Annotated in this window: 19 protein-coding genes; 6 read left to right on the top strand and 13 right to left on the bottom strand. The window is 51.1% G+C overall.

Going from position 1 to position 18,182, the window contains the following annotated elements:
* Nucleotides 1–13: 13 nt before the first annotated feature.
* From MRY86_RS13635 to MRY86_RS13660, 6 genes are all read right to left on the bottom strand, one after another.
* Nucleotides 14–667, bottom strand: coding sequence for a hypothetical protein (locus MRY86_RS13635; RefSeq protein WP_293570429.1), 654 nt, complete (start codon nt 665–667; stop codon nt 14–16).
* Between the two features lie 451 nt (nt 668–1,118).
* The gene (locus MRY86_RS13640) at nt 1,119–1,508 is read right to left on the bottom strand and encodes a type II toxin-antitoxin system VapC family toxin (protein WP_293570428.1); all 390 of its coding nucleotides are present in this window, start codon (nt 1,506–1,508) and stop codon (nt 1,119–1,121) included.
* Complete coding sequence (locus MRY86_RS13645) at nt 1,490–1,702, bottom strand: hypothetical protein (RefSeq protein WP_293570427.1); 213 nt, start codon at nt 1,700–1,702, stop codon at nt 1,490–1,492. The genes MRY86_RS13640 and MRY86_RS13645 overlap by 19 nt, the downstream gene beginning before the upstream one ends.
* 257 nt (nt 1,703–1,959) lie before the next feature.
* Nucleotides 1,960–2,388, bottom strand: a complete 429-nt coding sequence (locus MRY86_RS13650; RefSeq protein ID WP_293570426.1) for a hypothetical protein — start codon at nt 2,386–2,388, stop codon at nt 1,960–1,962.
* Nucleotides 2,360–2,551, bottom strand: coding sequence for a hypothetical protein (locus MRY86_RS13655; RefSeq protein ID WP_293570425.1), 192 nt, complete (start codon nt 2,549–2,551; stop codon nt 2,360–2,362). The genes MRY86_RS13650 and MRY86_RS13655 overlap by 29 nt, the downstream gene beginning before the upstream one ends.
* Nucleotides 2,548–3,141, bottom strand: a complete 594-nt coding sequence (locus MRY86_RS13660; RefSeq protein ID WP_293570424.1) for a type IV toxin-antitoxin system AbiEi family antitoxin domain-containing protein — start codon at nt 3,139–3,141, stop codon at nt 2,548–2,550. Before MRY86_RS13660 ends, MRY86_RS13655 begins: the two co-directional genes overlap by 4 nt.
* A gap of 237 nt (nt 3,142–3,378) precedes the next feature.
* On the opposite strand from MRY86_RS13660, the gene MRY86_RS13665 reads away from it, so the two are divergent.
* From MRY86_RS13665 to MRY86_RS27180, 4 genes are all read left to right on the top strand, one after another.
* On the top strand, nt 3,379–4,281 hold the full coding sequence (locus MRY86_RS13665; RefSeq protein ID WP_293571552.1) for an RHS repeat-associated core domain-containing protein: 903 nt from the start codon (nt 3,379–3,381) through the stop codon (nt 4,279–4,281).
* A 61-nt stretch (nt 4,282–4,342) separates the two neighbouring features.
* Nucleotides 4,343–4,804: a hypothetical protein gene (locus tag MRY86_RS13670; RefSeq protein ID WP_293570422.1), complete on the top strand. Its 462-nt coding sequence runs from the start codon at nt 4,343–4,345 to the stop codon at nt 4,802–4,804.
* A gap of 317 nt (nt 4,805–5,121) precedes the next feature.
* Nucleotides 5,122–5,382, top strand: a complete 261-nt coding sequence (locus MRY86_RS13675; protein ID WP_044220657.1) for a hypothetical protein — start codon at nt 5,122–5,124, stop codon at nt 5,380–5,382.
* Nucleotides 5,376–5,705 (top strand): type II toxin-antitoxin system RelE/ParE family toxin, encoded by a 330-nt coding sequence (locus MRY86_RS27180; protein ID WP_363325462.1) that lies wholly within the window; start codon nt 5,376–5,378, stop codon nt 5,703–5,705. Before MRY86_RS13675 ends, MRY86_RS27180 begins: the two co-directional genes overlap by 7 nt.
* A 40-nt stretch (nt 5,706–5,745) precedes the next feature.
* On the opposite strand, the gene MRY86_RS13680 is transcribed toward MRY86_RS27180, so the two are convergent.
* The gene (locus MRY86_RS13680; protein ID WP_293570044.1) at nt 5,746–8,727 is read right to left on the bottom strand and encodes an amidohydrolase family protein; all 2,982 of its coding nucleotides are present in this window, start codon (nt 8,725–8,727) and stop codon (nt 5,746–5,748) included.
* Between the two features lie 89 nt (nt 8,728–8,816).
* Between MRY86_RS13680 and MRY86_RS13685 the strand changes: the two genes are divergently transcribed.
* Nucleotides 8,817–9,974 (top strand): SAM-dependent methyltransferase, encoded by a 1,158-nt coding sequence (locus MRY86_RS13685; protein ID WP_293570045.1) that lies wholly within the window; start codon nt 8,817–8,819, stop codon nt 9,972–9,974.
* 119 nt (nt 9,975–10,093) lie between these two features.
* On the opposite strand, the gene rpmA is transcribed toward MRY86_RS13685, so the two are convergent.
* The 6 genes from rpmA to MRY86_RS13715 all read right to left on the bottom strand — a co-directional run bounded on the left by rpmA (nt 10,094) and on the right by MRY86_RS13715 (nt 15,151).
* A complete protein-coding gene (gene rpmA / locus MRY86_RS27185; RefSeq protein ID WP_363325463.1) occupies nt 10,094–10,813 on the bottom strand; it encodes a 50S ribosomal protein L27 in 720 nt (239 codons plus the stop codon).
* A 49-nt stretch (nt 10,814–10,862) separates the two neighbouring features.
* Nucleotides 10,863–11,171: a 50S ribosomal protein L21 gene (gene rplU / locus MRY86_RS13695; protein ID WP_293570047.1), complete on the bottom strand. Its 309-nt coding sequence runs from the start codon at nt 11,169–11,171 to the stop codon at nt 10,863–10,865.
* Between the two features lie 94 nt (nt 11,172–11,265).
* The gene (locus MRY86_RS13700; protein WP_293570049.1) at nt 11,266–12,687 is read right to left on the bottom strand and encodes a sugar transferase; all 1,422 of its coding nucleotides are present in this window, start codon (nt 12,685–12,687) and stop codon (nt 11,266–11,268) included.
* A gap of 46 nt (nt 12,688–12,733) precedes the next feature.
* On the bottom strand, nt 12,734–13,624 hold the full coding sequence (locus tag MRY86_RS13705; RefSeq protein WP_293570051.1) for a hypothetical protein: 891 nt from the start codon (nt 13,622–13,624) through the stop codon (nt 12,734–12,736).
* A 135-nt stretch (nt 13,625–13,759) separates the two neighbouring features.
* Nucleotides 13,760–14,761, bottom strand: coding sequence for a Gfo/Idh/MocA family oxidoreductase (locus MRY86_RS13710; RefSeq protein WP_293570053.1), 1,002 nt, complete (start codon nt 14,759–14,761; stop codon nt 13,760–13,762).
* Nucleotides 14,762–14,851: 90 nt separating this feature from the next.
* Nucleotides 14,852–15,151 (bottom strand): hypothetical protein, encoded by a 300-nt coding sequence (locus MRY86_RS13715; protein WP_039730538.1) that lies wholly within the window; start codon nt 15,149–15,151, stop codon nt 14,852–14,854.
* A 150-nt stretch (nt 15,152–15,301) separates the two neighbouring features.
* Between MRY86_RS13715 and MRY86_RS13720 the strand changes: the two genes are divergently transcribed.
* A complete protein-coding gene (locus tag MRY86_RS13720; RefSeq protein WP_293570059.1) occupies nt 15,302–17,884 on the top strand; it encodes a M14 family zinc carboxypeptidase in 2,583 nt (860 codons plus the stop codon).
* Nucleotides 17,885–18,182 lie beyond the last annotated feature (298 nt).

Here is an 18,182-nt window from a genome sequence, read left to right on the forward strand (position 1 = left end):
CCGGGGCTGTTTTTTAGAACTTTATACCGAAATACAGATTGGGCTCAAACAGGAAGTAATTCCGCCATTTGTCATCCAGGGCTTTAAATTCATCAGGCGTATTGGTATCAAACATCCAGTGCTGGCAGTGGACCTGCGGTTCTATGAAAAACCGTTTTTCCTTGCCAAAGGCAAAATGGTAGCCCAGGTGATAGGAATTGTACAGCTTGAAGCCATCTCCAACCTTGTTGTTGTCCTCGTCCAGGTAGGTTTTGAACTGCGGGAGGACTTCAACGGTTGCAAACAGCCCTTTCCACAGCATACGTTGATAGGTGATGCCTATTCCTGATTCCCTTACATGGCCGGGGTAGAATTCGCTTTCAGACTCTATCTTATCCAGCAGGCCGTCCCACCACACAATGCCCATAGGCTGGAATAACCGCCAGGTCGCCAGCTTGAGCCCGATGATATTCTTGTCATCCAGATCGCGTTTGATGTGGAGTTCTATGTGCTGTGTATGGGTCCGGTCGTCCCAGGATTTGGTGGCCAGCTGAGGCAGCGTGATAACGGGCAGGCTAACCCTGTACTTACGGGCTACATCGGCGGCACTGCCGGTCTGCAGGTCGCGCTGAGCAAAAACACTGCTAAGGGTGCAAAAGGTGAAAATGAGGAGGAGTGTGTTTTTCATTTTGAAAGAATTAATGGTGAAAAGTCGAGTGATTGATTACACCACAAAGATGCAGGGGCAGGGCGCGGCGGTCGTCCTGAAATGAGATTGAGGACGTTTAGGGGGCTGTACCAAAATTGATGGGCGGCCCGGGCAGCCGCAGCCTATGAAAACCCCCAGGACTTCAAGCGGACAGGTGGTTTTGTACTTGTATGGATTTGATTTGAAACGCTGATGAATAGGGTCGAAACCCTGGTTTGGTGAGATTTGGGACGTTTTTTAGGGGAGGTGTGGGGGATGAGTGGCAAAAGTCCCATTTACAAAAAAAAGTATCTTTTAGTTTGCCCTGACAGAATGTTCGGGAGCTCGATACCGCTACCGGTCTGTTACGGATTAGCGGGGAAACTATGCAGGTCTCTTTATTTTTCTATAGTCAGCGAGTAGTTTAACAGCTATCACAAGACCGTTTTTATCATTGCTTGTGAGGGTTGACACAATCCAAGCCCTCTATCTTCTGGAAATCTATAGTATTCCGAGTAACTAAAGTTAGTTGGTAAGTCAATGAAGTGGCTGCAATAATAGCATCCGGCAACTTGATTGTATGATTTTTGCGCAGATCAATGGTTTTTTGCACCACTACGTCCGAAAGTGGCAATACAGTGGACACATTAATAAATTCTTCCAGCGTTTGCATTTCTGTAGGAGAGCCATTGAAACCCAATAGCTCAATTTGGTTAATAACAGAAAGGTGGTGCAGATCCTCATCAACGATATCTTGCAACCATTTGCTGCCAGATTCAGGGACTGCACCGCTCAGGAACTCAATGACCGCATTAGTGTCTATCAAATATTTCGTTCCCATTCGTTACGGCTTTGTTCAGCATGTTGAAGCATTTTAGAAGCAGTCTCTTTAGAAATACTTCCAGCCCATTGGCGTTTGAGAGGTTGGTCGGATTTTTGTTTGTTCGCAACCAACCGAAGAATGTTAAGCTGTTCTAATTGCTGCAGAAGGTTTAGAGCATTTTTATTAATTAGTTCGACTGTTACGACTTGCATGATTATAAATTTTATTGAGGCTGATCAAACTGGCAATACCCTGCCTTGGTATCGGTGCGGATGCTTCCTGCTTCTCTTTTGGTTGTTGGTTGCAAACAGAAAAAGATACAGTAAACTAGAAGTATGACAACTACAAAAATAGCGAATAAAGGAGTCTAAGTCAATTTTAAGGTGATCTGAAGTCAATGCGAGTCAGAATGGATATTAATAAAAGGGCTCAACTTTACCACACTTGTACTTATTCAATTGAAGCTGCACTACTGTTTTTGAAACGTTTCGTCAAAATAAGGCTGATTAGCAGCATCATACTCCAGGCTGATGGTATATTCAAAGGGCTGCCCGTGCAAGCGCAGGGTCTGTCCATCTGCAGACAGCTGTAGCTGAAACCGTCGGACGGGAGGTTGCTGTTTTTGTTTTGCTGTGCGTTGGCCGCAGACTACGTAGGCACCATCGTAAGCTGTGGGCTGTAGCTCCAGCCATTGTCCCTGTTGTTCAAAACGGCCTTCTTCGGTGAACGCCGCTTTGTTTTCGCAGCCCTGCGTGAAATTGTCGTAGGAATAAGTAAGCCGGTAGCTACCATCCTGCCGAAGTTCAAGCAGGTGGCCGTAGCCATAGGAGCCGTAGCTGATTTTCCCGGATACCGGCTCCTCATACACCTCACCGGTCTGATAACTGACCACCTGCATCCAATTGCCGGTAAGGGCTGCGGTCGGAGGTGCCTGCGCGGAAGTTTTGCCAGGATTTTCGGCAAAAGCCGTGTAAAAGCAATTGATGGCTTTTGCCTTCTGAACGGGCGATGTGTAACAGCCGTCCCTTTACCGAAGCCACGATGTTCTTCTTTTCCTTCATAGCAGAATATTTAGATAGCGCTTTATAATGTTTTCAACCCTTAGCAGGCGGGCGAAGCGGAGCAATTTTTCAATGTTTCGATCTCTTTCTTTTAGAAAGTTTTTCAGTACTTCTTTTTCAATATCCTTTCCGACTTTATTTCTAAACCGAATTGCATCACAGACTGACTTTTCCTTTTCGTAAATCGGAACTTCCGTGTTCCCTATTTTGACGTAGGTGATGCCCAACTGCCAGTAGGCTTCACTCCAATAGTAAAGCTTTATTGGTGGGTAATCTGGCAGCGCAACCTTTTGGGACTTCTCAATGGCAATGTGGTACTCAGGAGGTACAAAGTCCGAAAGCCCGTAGTAATCCCACGCGGAAAAGAGGCATACGACACCCTTCGGGACGATCCGGCAAACCTCTTCCAGCTCGCTGTCTGCACTGACCGAAGTAAGACGGTACAGCCCCCGTTTAAGCTTGATAATGGCTCCTTTTTCCAGCAGTAGGTCAAGGTAGTGGTTGTGGAAGCCTGCTTTAAGGATCTCACCTGTTTTTGCATAGCCGTTATTCCGGCGGAATATTCCGAGAATAGCCTCTTCTTTTTCCATATTGTAGAATATACTGCTAATTTAAATAAAGGCAGTATATTTTACAAATCTTGATTGCATTCATGACATTGGACAATTAGCAACCGCGCTTTTGATCTGCTGCCCAGGCTTTAGTATAGAGAGAAGCTTGGTTATCAAAAGCCTATATTGGTTACCTTTGTTTAGACTACTACGAAGTGATGTAATTACCCATTTGGCATGGCGCAGCTGGGCAGCTGTACCGTCCACCGTAACCGCGTGCAGGCGGCCTACAGCACCGTAGCCCCGGACAACGACTACCGCTATAATGGCAAGGAGCTGAATGGGGATTATGGGATTGGGCTGCATGATTATGGCGCTCGGTGGTATGATGCGGCAATTGGGAGATTTACTACAACTGATCCAGTAGCTGAGTCTTATAGCTTTCAAACTGCCTATGCTTATGCAGCTAACAATCCCGTATCTAACATAGATTATATGGGCATGGCCGCAGAAAGTGTTTTGGACTTGGTGCAGCAGGCATGGGACAGTACACCAGAAGATGGTTCTTCTAAATTTGATAATGATGGAAAAAAAATAATAGATAATGAAGAAAATAATGATACGGAGGACTGCTGCCCAGACCCTCCAAGCGACATACTATATCAAACAATATGGACCCCAATAGAAGACTTTGTTGGCAACTATCTTCTTTTACCATTGATTCCAAATTCTTATGAAGTTAAGGGAATCAGAAAAATGGCTCTTGAAAGAGGGTTAGACTTATCAGGATTTACTGATAAAGAAGTCTTAGCTAATATTACTCTAAGGAAGGTTGGAGGGGAGCTGGTTTTATCATCAAATGTTGCGTTTATGACTAAACTGGTTCGTTTTGGGTTTGATGCTCTCTTTGTTTCTGCCATATTCATGAGAGGAGGAGGAGCGGGAGCTTTGATGGCTAAAGGTGGTCTTCCTGGTTTTAAAATGATTACAAGTAATGCTAGAGCTGACGAATTAGCCAGAAAAGCGGGATTCATAAATGCACACCATTTCAAAGACACCTATAAGACTTCGGGAAAAACAGCACATTGGAATATGCTATTCAACCACAAAACAAAAGAACTTGGAATAATATATAGAGGATCAGGTATAGAGCTCCCTACTGGTGCCTATGCTAAATAAGAGATACATGAATAACTTATTATAAGTGATGGTGACTATTGTACAAATAAAAATTTAAGGTATGAATGATTTATCACTAATAGGATTGGTGTTCAAAGCAACGGATTTTTCAAAAAAACCCAAAAGCATATCGAAGGTATTCGAGTTTTTGCCTTTTTCACCCACAGATTTTTGGGATAAAGGAATAGAAGGGAGTTTCGCCAATAGCCAATTAAAATCTAGACCCGGTAACTCTTCTTGGGTATATAGAGAAGTCTTTAGTTACGGAATTAATCTCCTTATCGAAGATAAATTAGAGCGCTTCCTCCTGAAATTCCATACGTCCAAAAGAGATTTGTTGAGCGTAAAGCATGAGGAAATGGAATATGATTTGGAGGTGCATTACTCTCACGAAGATGTTCATAATGGTTTGATATTTAATAGGGCTGTAATGACGTTGATAATGGAGCTGGAAATGGATTTGGGTATTTACCCGATAAGTAAAAATGTCTTGCAAGAACAGCTTAATTCTGATGATCGCTGACATTTTAAATGCTCCGTATTCTTGTAGAGGGGGATCCCAAGAACGGCGACTGCCCCCCCCTCCGCTGGCGGTAGCTTATAAGCGGCTGTCTAACAGTTGCCGCCGCAAGTCGCTTAAACCGCCGCGGCAGCTATCCAGCCAGCATCAAGGCCATAGCAGTTGCACTGAGGCTGGTTAGAGTGTATTTTGGAGGTTTTCCCCCGGCGGAAAAGGAGCTGGAGATTACGCAGGCTGTGGCGCAGCGGGTATGATGCGGCGATTAGGGTGAGTCCATTTGGGATAAAACCTTTATATTTATGACTACAAAATAAATGCTTATGAGTGCTGTAGAAATCAGAGCCGAAATCCAGTCTTACCTGGAGCAAGTGAAGGATGAGCGCTTTTTGAAAGTTGTTCATTCTATGTTGGATACTTACGTCAAAGAGCAGGAAAACGAGATCGTTGGCTATCGGACCAGTACACACGAACCTGTCTATAAAAATGAGTTGGCTGCTGAATTGGATGCTGCAGTTGCTGCAGTTGAAGCAGGTGATTTCATTACATTGGAAGAGCTTCAGGCAGAAGTCGAGAAATGGTGAAATCCTATCAGGTAGTTATTACCAGTGGGGCCAGGCAGAGCCTCAAAGATATAACAGATTATATCCGTCGAACAGACTCAGACAAGCAAGCTAACTACGTTAGTTCGGAAGTACTAAAGTTGGCTCAGTCCTTAGTCAAACTCCCCAACCGGTACCCTGAACTGCTGACTTCCGAAGCAACAGGTGCAATTTACCGGTATATCCCTAACAGGTACAAAGTGAAAATCATTTACAATGTTCAAGAGGACAAAGATCGGGTAATCGTCGTGAGAATGTATCATGATCGCCAAAGTCTTGATGCGTTGAAGAAAATCTTATCTTAGTTCCTAAACGCACAAGTTTGACGTAGTCTGTACACCCCCCCTACCGCGCCTCATCCTCATAATCATCACAGTGGTAGTGGCGGTACTGCCGTTGTCTGCTCACCTTCTGGGTTTTGCCACCGTTTTTCTTGTCGTCCAGCATCAGCTGAATGAGGCGGTGGCGCTCGGCAGCGATGTCTTCCCGGGCCTTTAGGTCGGCAGCCCGGTCAAAGAAGAGGGTGCCGTCGATGAACGTCTTTTCCGCCCGGCTGTACATGGACAGGGGGTGATCGGACCAGAGTACTACATCGGCATGCTTGCCTACTTTGATGCTGCCCACATATTTGTCCAAGTGCAGGAGTTTGGCAGGGTTTAGGGTCACAAACTTAAGGGCGTCTTCTTCGGATACGCCACCAAAAAGTACGGCTTTGGCAGCTTCCTGATTGAGGCGGCGGGCCATCTCGGCATCGTCTGAGTTGAAGGCCACCGTGACGCCCTGCTCATGCATTAGCGCACCATTGTAAGGGATGGCTTCCTGTACTTCATATTTGTACGCCCACCAGTCGGAAAAGCTCGAGCCGCCGGCGCCGTGGGCCGCCATTTTGTCCGCTACTTTGTAGCCCTCCAAAATGTGGGTAAAGGTGTTGACCCGGAACCCAAACTGCTCGGCTACCTTCATCAGCATATTGATTTCGCTTTGCCGGTAGGAATGGCAGGTGATGAAGCGCTCGCCGTTGACAATCTCCAGCAGCGTCTCCAGGTCGAGGTCGCGGCGGTAGGGGGCGCCCGAGGCTACCTTTTGGCCGTAAGCGACGGCCTGCGTGAATTTATCCACATACACCTGCTCCACGCCCATGCGGGTCTGCGGGAAACGGATACGGTAGTCTTCGCCCCAGTTCGACTGCTTGACGTTTTCGCCCAGCGCAAACTTGATGAAGGGGGCGGCTTCCTTAAATTTCATTTCCTCTGGCGTGTAGCCCCACCGCAGCTTGATGATGGCCGACTGCCCGCCGATGGGGTTGGCAGAGCCGTGCAGCAGTTGGGAGGTCGTCACTCCGCCCGACAATTGCCGGTAGATGTTGACATCTTCGGAGTTCACCACGTCGCCAATGCGCACTTCGGCCGTACTGGATTGTGAGCTTTCGTTCACGCCCCGGCTGATGGCAATGTGGGAGTGCTCGTCAATAATGCCGGGCGTGAGGTGGAGCCCGGTGGCATCGATGACCGTTGCGCCCTTGGCCTTCAGCCCCTGCCCAATGGCCGCAATTTTGCCGTCCCGCAGCAGCACATCGGCCGATTCCAGTATGCCGTCCGCTTCGTTGGTCCAAACCGTAGCGTTTTGGATGAGGTAGGTTTGGGGCTCGGGGCGCTCTGTCCAGCCATAAGCGGTGAAGGGGTAGATGAGGTCGCCCATCTCGGGTAATTCCGGAGTAGGCGCGGGCTTTTCGGCTTCCTTTTCTTCTTTGTCTGTTTCAGCCGGTTGTTTGAAGGCCGCCCGCCAGTCTACCCACTGCCCATCGGCCGATTGCCCGCGGCCGCTCCAGTTGCGCCCGTTGAGGGTGCCGGAGAGGCGGACCTGCCCGGTGGAGTCGGGGGCAAAAGAAAGGGTCAGCAGTTCATCCGTTCTTTCCAGTTTGACCTTTACGGAAGTGGAATCCGTGGTGTTGATTTTGGCAGCGGGCTGCTCGTCGGTGCCGGTGATTTCCAACGCATAGGTGTCGCTGCCGACTTGGAGCTCGTACAGCCCGGTCAACTGCGGGGTGGTGATGGCTTTGTGGGTGTATGCTTTGCCCTTGACCCAGGTCTGGTAAATTTCCGTGCCGTCCCCAAAGAGGGAGCCATCGGTGACGATAAAATTGGCCAGCTTGCCTTTTTCCAACCCTCCTAGGTGGTCCGTCGCCTGCACCAGTTCTGCCGGGGTGTAGGTCAGCGCTTTCAGGGCGGCGGTGGTGTCGAGCCCGTACTGTACCGCTTTGCGCAAATGCTTGAGGAAGTCGGTCTTCTTTTCCAACCCATCTGCCGTAAAAGCGATGGGGATACCGGCATTGGCCAGGCGGGCAGGATTGGAAGGGGCAAGCTCCCAGTGCTTCAGCTGTGCCAGGGTGACCTGTTGGGCATCGTAAGGGTCGGTCACATCGTAGGCATCCGGGAAGTCGAGGGGGAGAATGAAGGCGGTATTGAGGTTTTTCAGGGCATCCAGGCGCTGATATTCATCCCCCGTACCTTTGAAAATATAGGTTTTGTCAAATTCTGCACCCAGCTTCGCCGCCCGCAGGATTTCCAGCCGGTCGCCAATCGCAAAAAACTGAGGCAGCTCCTGCACGGCATTCCAGGCTTCCAGCGACAGGTTGACCTCTTCGCTTTGCTGTTGGTACCAGTCGGCATCGTAGTAGGTTTGGCGGAGCAGTGCGATCATGCCCATCAGTGAATTGGGATAACTCTGCGTGGAGGTCCCTTTGCTGAAGGCAAGCGCATGGCCGGCTTTTTCGGCGACAATCATTTCGTGGGCGCGTTCGTCCCCCAGCCCTACCAGCGTCATCGTGCCGCGTGAAATCCCATCCATCCGCTGAGCTGCTACGGCACCAAAGCCGATTTGGCGCAGGGTTTTGGCCGCTTTGGCATCCGGGTTGAAATGGGCATGGGCTTCAAAGTCGGGCTTCAACGCTTCATTCCAGCTGTAGGCCCCCTCTTTATTGGACAGCATCTGTGGCTTGCGGTCAGGAGATTTGCCTTCCGCTTTAGGCTCAGGCATGCCGTAGTCGCTGTAGAGGTCGATAAAGGCGGGGTAGATGACCTTACCTTTGACTTCCACCTCCACAGCGCCCTGTGGTACCTGCCCACCGGCCACCACGGAGACCACATAGCCATCACGGATGACCAGCGTGGCATTTTCCACTTTGGTGTTATAATTGGTGAAGACCGTTGCCCCGGTCAGGGCGTAGTAGCGTTCGCGCGGGTCTTCCACGCCGTTGTTGGGGAAGGTAACCTGTGCGGATAATTGGATGGAGAGCATGCTCAGCAGGAGGAGAATGGTGTTTTTCATACGTATCGCAGTAGTTTGGAACAAAATATAAAAAATCCGGCTTTGTTTAGACTTTCAACCATTAGTTGCTGAAAAGACTTAATAGAAGTATGGAAGCCAAGGAAACTTTTTTGCAGCATCTGCAGCGCAGCCTTTCGCAGGGCACTTTCGTAAAACTGACCCTGAGCAAGCCGGGCGGCGCGGACAAGTCGTTTAAGAATGTCTACGCCCGCCTCATCGAGCTGAAGGGGGCGCCGCAGGTGTCCTTTACCCTGCGCTACAGCACCAGGGACATCACGAAGAACCATCCCCCGGAGGAGGCGGTGCCGATGATCGGACTGTGGCTGGGAGAGGACTTCCTGAATGCCGATTTGCTAACTACCGAAGCGGATTACAGCCTGCAGTACAACCGCAAGCGGAAGCCCCGTCTGCATCAGCGGCAGGCCTCAAAAGCGGCACCACCCCCGAAAGCGCACAACAAGCCCAAGCAGTATTTCATCGAAGCTTCCGGCAATGCCTACCTGCAGGCCATGGGCATCACCACTGCTGAAGGCAAGGTGCGGGCGGACGGGCAGCGTAAATTCCGCCAAATCAATAAGTACATCGAGATTGTGGATAGCCTCTTGCAGCAGCACGGAAATTTCCCCCGGCAGCCGCATATAGTCGATATGGGCTCGGGCAAAGGGTACCTGACTTTCGCTCTTTATGACCACCTTGTCAACAACCGGGGCTGGCAGCCTTCCATTACAGGTATTGAGCTACGGGAAAACCTGGTCGACTTTGGCAATGAACTGGCGCCCAAAGTGGGGTTTACCGGGCTGCAGTTCCGCGCACAGGATATTTTTGAGTACGAGCCGGAGCGCATTGACATGCTCATCGCCCTGCATGCCTGCGACATCGCAACGGATATTGCTATTGCCAAAGGGGTACAGGCGGGAGCGGAGATCATCATCGTGGCGCCCTGCTGCCATAAGCAGGTTCGCAAAGCCATGCAGCCCACCGAAGGCTTACAGCCCATGCTCCGGCACGGCATCCTGCAGGAACGGCAGGCCGAGCTCGTTACCGATGGCATCCGCGCCCTGCTGATGGAAGACCAGGGGTATGAGACCAAGGTATTCGAATTCGTCTCCACCGAGCATACGCCCAAAAACCTGATGATTGTGGGCATCAAGGGCCGCCGCAATGCCTCCGCTTTAGCTGAGGTGGAGCGGATTAAGTCGGACTTTGGGGTGGGGGAGCACTACCTGGAAGGGCTATTGGACAGGTAAGGGCATAAAAAAAGCCCTACCGAAAGCAGGGCCCTGAAATATAAAGCTATGAAAACTAAAAAATCTTATAGTTGAACCCATTGGGGCGGCAAAGAGCCTGCCCCAACAGTTCCTGTGTTTTACTCCTTCTCGTCGCTGACTTCGCGGCCACCGTCAAGGCGGTCCTGAAGCGCTTCGAGTTCTTCCCACTGACCTTCGTGCGCAAGTTTAGCTTGCTTAGCCCAGGTAGCAGGGTCGTGCATCCGGTAGCGGGGACCTGCCTCATCAAGGATCGCCTGTACCTTTTCAGTAGGTGCATTTGCGAGGTCTTCCCAGGTGTGGATACCGCCTTCGTTCAGCAGACCTTCGATTTTCGGGCCTACCCCTTCAACCATCTTCAGGTCATCCTGATTGATTTTCTTACCGGAAGGTAAGGTAATTTTTTCAGATTTGGAAGCTTTTGCCTTTGGCGTTTCTTCTTTTGCCTTTGGTGCTTCCTCAGCCGGAGCTGCTGCAGCCTTTACGGGCTCTGCCTTTGGAGCGGGTGCTTCCTTCTTTTCAGGAGCCGGAGCCGCTACTGCTGCTGCGCCGTTGCCGTTAGCAGAACCATTAGGCATTACGTTAACGTAAAGGCGATTCTTGCGGCGGCGGCGGAAGGTTACGGTACCTTCGATGCCTGCGTGCAGCGTGAAGTCTTTGCCCATGTAAACATTTTCGCCCGGGTGGTACTTGGTACCGCGCTGACGAACGAGGATGTTGCCGGCTTTAGCGTGCTGGCCTCCGAATAGTTTAACGCCGAGTCTTTTCGATTTACTGTCCCGGCCGTTGTCCGTACTACCTACACCTTTCTTGTGTGCCATGTCTTAAACAATTTTAGGTTTTACAAAAAACCGCACCCCTGGCCGGGGATTAAACGGCGATACTGTCGATTTGGATTTGGGTAAAGTGCTGACGGTGACCGTTCTTACGACGGTAGCCCTTGCGGCGCTTCTTTTTGAAAACAAGCACTTTGTCTCCTTTCTGGTGACCGAGTACCGTAGCGCTTACCTTAGCGTTCAGCGTTGGCGTGCCTACAGAGACTTTGCCGCCGTTGTCGACGAGCAGCACGTCCTCGAAGGATACGTTGTCTCCTTCACTGGCTTCTAGCTGGTGGACGAAAAGCTTCTGCCCTTCCTCAACTTTGAACTGTTGACCAGCTATTTTTACGATTGCGAACATGATTCTATCTGTTTGAAAAGATGAATATTGAAATTGAGGGGCAAAGATACAATACTTACGTCAGATTACCAAGCCTTTCCGCTTTTGGGTTTTCCTACTTCCCTTTGCCCTGCAGGAGTACCAGCAAGGTGTAGAACATGATCTTAAAATCCAGTGCTAAAGACATGTTTTCAATGTAAAGAATGTCAAACTTCAGCCGCTGCAGCATTTGCTCAAGGTTGGAAGCATAGCCATACTTTACCTGCCCCCAGGAGGTGATGCCAGGGCGTACTTTGAGCAGGTGTTTGTAATGTGGGGCTTCTTTGGTGATGAGGTCAATGAAATACTGACGTTCCGGCCGCGGGCCAACAAGCGACATGTCCCCTTTCAATACATTCCAAAACTGAGGCAGTTCATCCAGCCGCCACTTGCGCATGACCGCCCCCCAGGGCGTGCACCGGTTGTCGGTATCGGAGCTGAGTTGCGGCCCATCTCGCTCGGCGTCAGTGTACATGGACCGGAACTTATAAATCATGAAGGGCTTGCCGTTCAGCCCGATGCGCTCCTGCTGGAAAATGATGGGCCCCTGTGAGGAAAACCGTACCCGGGTGGCGATGTACAGGTACAGGGGCGATAGGATCAACAACATCATCGCGGAGGCCGTCAGGTCAATGAGCCGCTTGACCAGGCGTTGCCACTTTGGCATCAGGTCCTGCCGGATTTCGATGAGGACTGCTCCGTAGATATGGCTCATTTTGACAGTGCCCAGCATAATGTCGTACATGTCCGGGATGATCTTCACCAGCACCTGCTCATCGAAATCGAACAGGATGTTAAGGAGCTCCCTGAGCCGGTTATGCTCTGAGGTCTCTATAGCGATAATGACCTCTTCAATATTTAGGTCAATGATACTTTGTTCCAGTACTTCCATACCGCCGAGCCGGGGCAGGTGCGCGGCGAGTTCTTCCTCTTCCGTGCCGTTCAGGCTGATGAACCCGATAAACTTGTTGCCCAGCCCCTTCTCACGTCCACTGATCTCTTCGTAGAGCTCCACGGCCTTTTGATTGCTGCCAATGATGAGCGTATTGTAGGTGATCAGGCCTTTCTTCAGGCGTTGGCTGGCGCGGGTCAGAATGTACATGCGCACCGTAGACGTCAGCAGAAAGTGGAGCAGGAACAGCGTGGTGAAGGAGGCCCGGTAGGTCGTGTAGTTGGTAACAAAGTCATCCAGAATGAGGGTGAAAAACAGGAAGGTGACCCCCAGGAAACTGAGGAAGAAGGTCCGGGCGAGCGTAGCCAGGCGGGAAAGGCGGTAAATATCCCTGTACTGATCAAAAATGGAGTAGAAGAGCAACCATCCTGTAGGGATGACCAAAACACCGTACCAGAAATTCGTATCCGTACTGATCACCGACCAGTCCAGTTGGGGGTCTTCCAGTTGCTTGCGGTACACAAAAAAACAAGCCCAGGACAGCATGGCTGTAATGAAGTCTGCTACCTGATATTGCAAGGTGTGCAAACGGCGCTGTCGGTTCATGTTTTTTTGCATGTAGAGGAAGTTGCTATGGTTCAGGCTTTACACGTTAGAAGTGCAGCAATTTGATATTATCCATCATAACTATTGCTTCATCACGGGTAAGCTGTCCGTTTTCCGTAGGGATAGCAGCCTGGAAAACAATTTGAAATTCACTCAGCCCGGATTCAACGATGACTACCGAAAGGTTGAAATAAATTTTCCTCCATTCGCCGGAAGGATTGAACCCGGAAATAAAAAGCGCCTGTCCGTTTCCTGTTGTCCCACTCCCATCATATCCTATGACCCCAAAAGTAACCGGGACATCAGATTTGTAGTCTACCTCAAGGTAGACGCTTGTAGTAAACTGACCGGTCAGGTTGGCGTAACGTTCAATGGTGGCAGCCTCTACGATGGCGGCAGAGGTGTCCAGTTCAATGCGCAGGGAACGATCTTCAAAGGCACCCTCTGTTACGGATGACATTTGGCTGAGGCTACCCCGGCGCATTTGGGAAAAAATCTGACCGCCCTCATCAAAGTTTTCAATAAAGGCAAACTTTGTATTGTCGCTATACCGGAAGACCGGGCGAATCGTATCCGTGGTATTTGGGCCCATTTCAACTTGGGTCTCGTAGTTGGCGAAGAAAGGGTAGATATCAGGCGAACTGCCAAGGCCGTTATCCTTGACACCGGCCTGCACGACAACTTCAGAGGGCCCCTCCTCCAGGACAGGCAAAGTAGCGGGCAGGGAATAGGCACCTACAAAGTCTCCGTCAACCGAAACCCAGGCCTCTGAAAGATTTGAGGAAGCAGAGCCCTCGTCACCTGAAGTCTCCACACGCATAGCGGGGATGTGAAGGTAACCTGGCACGGGCTCTTCCGGGTTGATAATATCACAGCTGACCAAGAAAGCGGTAGCAAAAATCAGAGCAGGTAGGAAAGAAAAGTTTTGCTTTTTCATAGCTTGATAGTTTGTCGGCTCTGATAAGCAAGAGCCAAGATTTAGCGTCAAAGGTTGGGTAGTAGAGGATTTAAAACCTCAAAAACGTTGTCCAGCTTGCCAGATTACCCAGTCTTCGTCATTTATCTGACGAAGTTAGGAGGACTTGGCGGCGATCAGCCGTTTCTCAATCTGGTCCATGATCTGGTGCGCAAGGTCAAGTGCACGGTATCCATCTTCAATGCTGACTACGGGGCGCTCGTTCTTTTCAATGCTATGGGCGAGGGACTCCAACTCCATTTTGATGGCATTAACCGGCGCTGTTTCGGGCATAGAGAGGTGTATATAGCGCTTGCCGCTCTGCGTTTCCAGCTCCATGAGGTTGTCCTGCGGCAACTGAGCAGGGTCGGCATCCGTGTCGTAAAGGCGGACCACCTGTGCTTCTTTTTCCAGAAAATCGAGGCTGATGTAAGCATCCTTTTGGAAAAAGCGCACTTTGCGCATCTGCTTCATGGATATGCGGCTGGCAGTAAGGTTGGCGATGCAGCCATTCTCAAACTCTATGCGCGCATTGCAGATGTCGGCGCTCTCACTTACTACCGGCACGCCACTGGCACTGATGGATTTTACCGGCGATTTCACCAGGCTTTGAATGATGTCCAAATCGTGGATCATCAGGTCGAGGATCACACTGACGTCCGTACCCCTCGGATTGAAGACCGCCAGGCGGTGTGCTTCTATAAACATGGGGTTGAGCGGCTGATCGCCCAAGGCCAGCAGTGCCGGGTTGAAGCGCTCTACGTGGCCCACCTGCACCTTTACACCCTTTTCTTTGGCCAGTTGAAGCAGGGTTTTGGCCTCTTCCATGGTGTTGGTAAGGGGCTTTTCGATAAACAGGTGCTTGCCCTGCTCGATGACCCGTTTGGCGAGCGCAAAGTGGGTAGTGGTTGGCGTGACGATATCGATCACTTCCGCTGCAGCTATCAGTGCATCGAGGTCGGTCCAGCGCTGCACGCCATATTGCTCCTCTGCCTGCCGGGCTGCTACATCATCAGGATCATAGAAGCCAATTAGTTCGTAAGTCTCCTCCGCGAGCTGAATGCACTTGAGGTGGATTTTACCGAGGTGGCCAGTGCCCAAAACGCCAATCTTTAACATAGGTGGTCCTTTTTTTACGGCTGCAAAAGTAGGGGATTTTCGGCATATTCCCACTACACTGACCCGACCCATCAAGTCTATTCCTCACTCCTACCGGTAGTACATCAGGATAGCACCGAACAGGGTAATCAGCGCAATCAGCACCGTAGCCATGCGCATAGAGTATTGGATGTGGCTGGTGAAGGTCTCGATTTCCTCCCGCATGTCCGGGTACTTCGGCATCACCTCCGCCTCCATTTTTTCTTTGTTGAACAAATGCGCCGCGCCAAATTCCACCCGCGCCTTGATCAGCTTCCGGTAGCTCTTCAGCACCTTCACCCGGAAGTAGACATTGACAAACAGCATGGCCACAAAAAGGCCGATAACGATAGATATGAGGAGGATGTACATGGTCTGTGAATTCGTTGATGGACAAAAATACGTTTCTGTGGGGGCTTTGGTTTGAAAAAAAGGGAATTCTGTTGCTGCTTTGAATAGCTTTGGCAACAATTCCCAAAAAATCCTCATTTTAAGGGCAAACAATAATAAAAATCAACACTAATGAGTCATAAGCCCGCTCTGCTAGCCTTCCTGCTGGCTATTTTTGTCCAACTTAGCTTCGCACAGCAACCTTTAAGCTACTACCTGCCGGACATTGAATACGATGAGCGCATCCCAACACCGGAGTCCTTTTTCGGGCATCAGATTGGGGAGTGGCACCTGAGCCACGATAAACTGGTGTACTACATGAAGGCATTGGCGGAAGCCTCTCCCCGCGTGATGTATACCGAATATGCCCGCAGTTACGAAGGCCGTCCATTGCTTTACCTGACCATCACCTCCCCGGACAATCAGGATCGGATAGATGAAATACAGGCGCAGCATGTGGCCCTTTCCAACCCGGAAGCCAACCGCAAGCCTGCGAAGGAGCAGCCTGTGGTCCTCTATCAGGGCTTTAGCATACATGGCAACGAAGCGAGCGGGGGCAATGCCGCGCCAATGGTTGCCTATTACCTGGCGGCAGGGCAGAGCCCGGAAGTCTTGCAAACCCTAAAAGAAGCGGTTGTGCTGCTCGATCCCTGCTTTAACCCGGATGGCTTCCACCGCTTTTCCACCTGGGTGAATATGCATAAGAACCTGCACCTTACTGCTAACCCTCAGGACCGGGAGTATGACGAAAGCTGGCCCGGTGGGCGCACCAATCACTATTGGTTTGACCTCAACCGCGACTGGCTGTTGGTGCAGCACCCGGAAAGCCGGGGCCGCATTGAGGTTTTCCATCAATGGAAGCCCAATGTGTTGACAGACCATCACGAAATGGGCTCCAATGCGACCTTTTTCTTCATGCCGGGTATTCCGTCCCGGACCAACCCCATCACCCCGCCCCTGAATCAGGAGCTGACCGGGCGCATCGGCAATTTCCATGCGGAAGCCCTGGACGACATCGGCTCACTCTACTACACCAAGGAAAGCTACGACGATTTTTACTACGGCAAGGGCTCTACCTACCCGGATGCAAATGGCGGCATCGGCATCCTGTTCGAGCAGGCGAGCTCGCGCGGGCATGTGCAGGAGACGGAGAATGGCCTGCTGACTTTCCCCTTTACCATCCGCAATCAGGTGCGTACGGCGCTTTCGACCCAAAAGGCGGGCGTGGCGCTGCGTCAGGACCTTCTGCAGTATCAGTATGATTTTTACCGGGAGGGGCTGGAAGAGGCCCGGGGCGCCAAAGTCAAAGGCTACGTATTTGGAGCACCGGAGGATCCGGTACGGACTTCGGCCTTTCTAGATCTTTTGCTGAAGCATAAAGTGCAGGTCTATCAGCTGGAGCGTGAGGTGGAAGCTGATGGGGTGGTGTATGCGCCCGGTCAGAGCTATGTGGTGCCTGCAGAACAGGCGCAGTACCGGCTGGTAAGAGGGATGTTTGAGACCATGACCTCCTTTACCGACAGTATTTTTTACGATGTGTCCAGTTGGACGCTGCCCTTGGCTTTTGGCATGGATTACACGGAGCTGGTTGATGGGCAGTTTAGCAATCGATTGCTTGGTCAACGGGTAGAGGCAGTACCGGAAGCTGCTTTTGCTGCTCCTGAGCAAAGCGCCTACGCCTATCTGCTGGAATGGGAAAGCTACTGCGCTCCCAAAGCTTTGTATCAGATTCAGGCAGCCGGCCTGCGCACGAAAGTCGCTACCGAACCCTTTGTGTTAAATGGAAAGGCCTATCAGCGGGGCACAATTTTGGTACCCGTTCAAAATCAGGAAAAGTCTGCCACTGAAATCCATGAGCAAGTCAAAAAGGCAGGCGCAGGCTGTGCAGCTATCACCGCCGTCAGCACGGGGCTGACCCCAACCGGCATTGACCTCGGCAGCCGGAGTTTTGAACGGCTGGAGGCACGGAAGGTGGCCCTTGTCGTAGGAGAGGGCGTCTATGCCTACGAAGCGGGCGCGGCCTGGCACCTGCTCGATCAGCGCTACGGCATTCCACTCACGATGCTGGAAACCGATGATCTTGGACGGGCAGACCTGACGGATTTTAATACGATCATCATGGTCAATGGCAGTTACGGCGGCATTAGCCAAAGCGGCAACAACAACCTGCGCGAATGGGTAAGCGATGGCGGCAACCTGATTGCTGTAAAATCCGCCATCGACTGGGCAGACCGGCAGGGGCTGGCGAAAGTGAGCCCCATTGGAGATGCCCGGGAGGCTTCCGGGCAGCGGCCCTACGAAAAGCTCAGTGCGGACCGAGGCTCTGATCGTATTGGAGGTGCCATTATGGAGATCGAAGCTGATCTGAGCCATCCACTGTTTTTTGGGTATTCCCGCTCCTCTATTCCTGTTTTCCAGCGAGGCACTACAGCCTATCGCCCCACCGGCAACCAGTACGCCACGCCTGCCGTTTATGCGGAGCCGCCTCTGATCAGTGGCTATGCCAGGCCGGAGCACGAGCGCAAACTGGCGGGTTCGGCAGCCACTATAGTCAGCGGTGCAGGCCGGGGGCGGGTCATTTGCCTGCCTTTTGACCCCAACTTTCGGGCTTTTTGGTACGGCACTAACCGTATTTTCGCCAATGCGCTTTTCTTTAGCGATGCAATTAGTGGCAGCGCAGTGGAGCGGGCGAGTGGGAAGCCGAACGGCCGGTAGCCCAATCTGTCCAACCTGATTAATAGAAACCACCATGAAGTCCATATAAATCCAATCCTATTTCCCGCCTGCGCTACCACCGGATGTTCATCCGAAAGGGGTGGAAGGGGATATAGCGGGGTAGCGCCGGAAGGAGCGGATATGGCCTCCTGATGTTACTGAGTTATACGCAATACGAAGTGGTCACCGACGATAAATGTCGGGATCTTGGATTTGCGACATCGGAGCAAGCCACTTCCCAGCGTAAATGCTGACATTGAGTAGGTTTGCTGTGGCAAACCACTTAATCGTCAGTATA

This window comes from Phaeodactylibacter sp. (assembly GCF_022763345.1).
In the GTDB taxonomy this organism is placed as follows: Bacteria; Bacteroidota; Bacteroidia; order Chitinophagales; family Saprospiraceae; genus Phaeodactylibacter.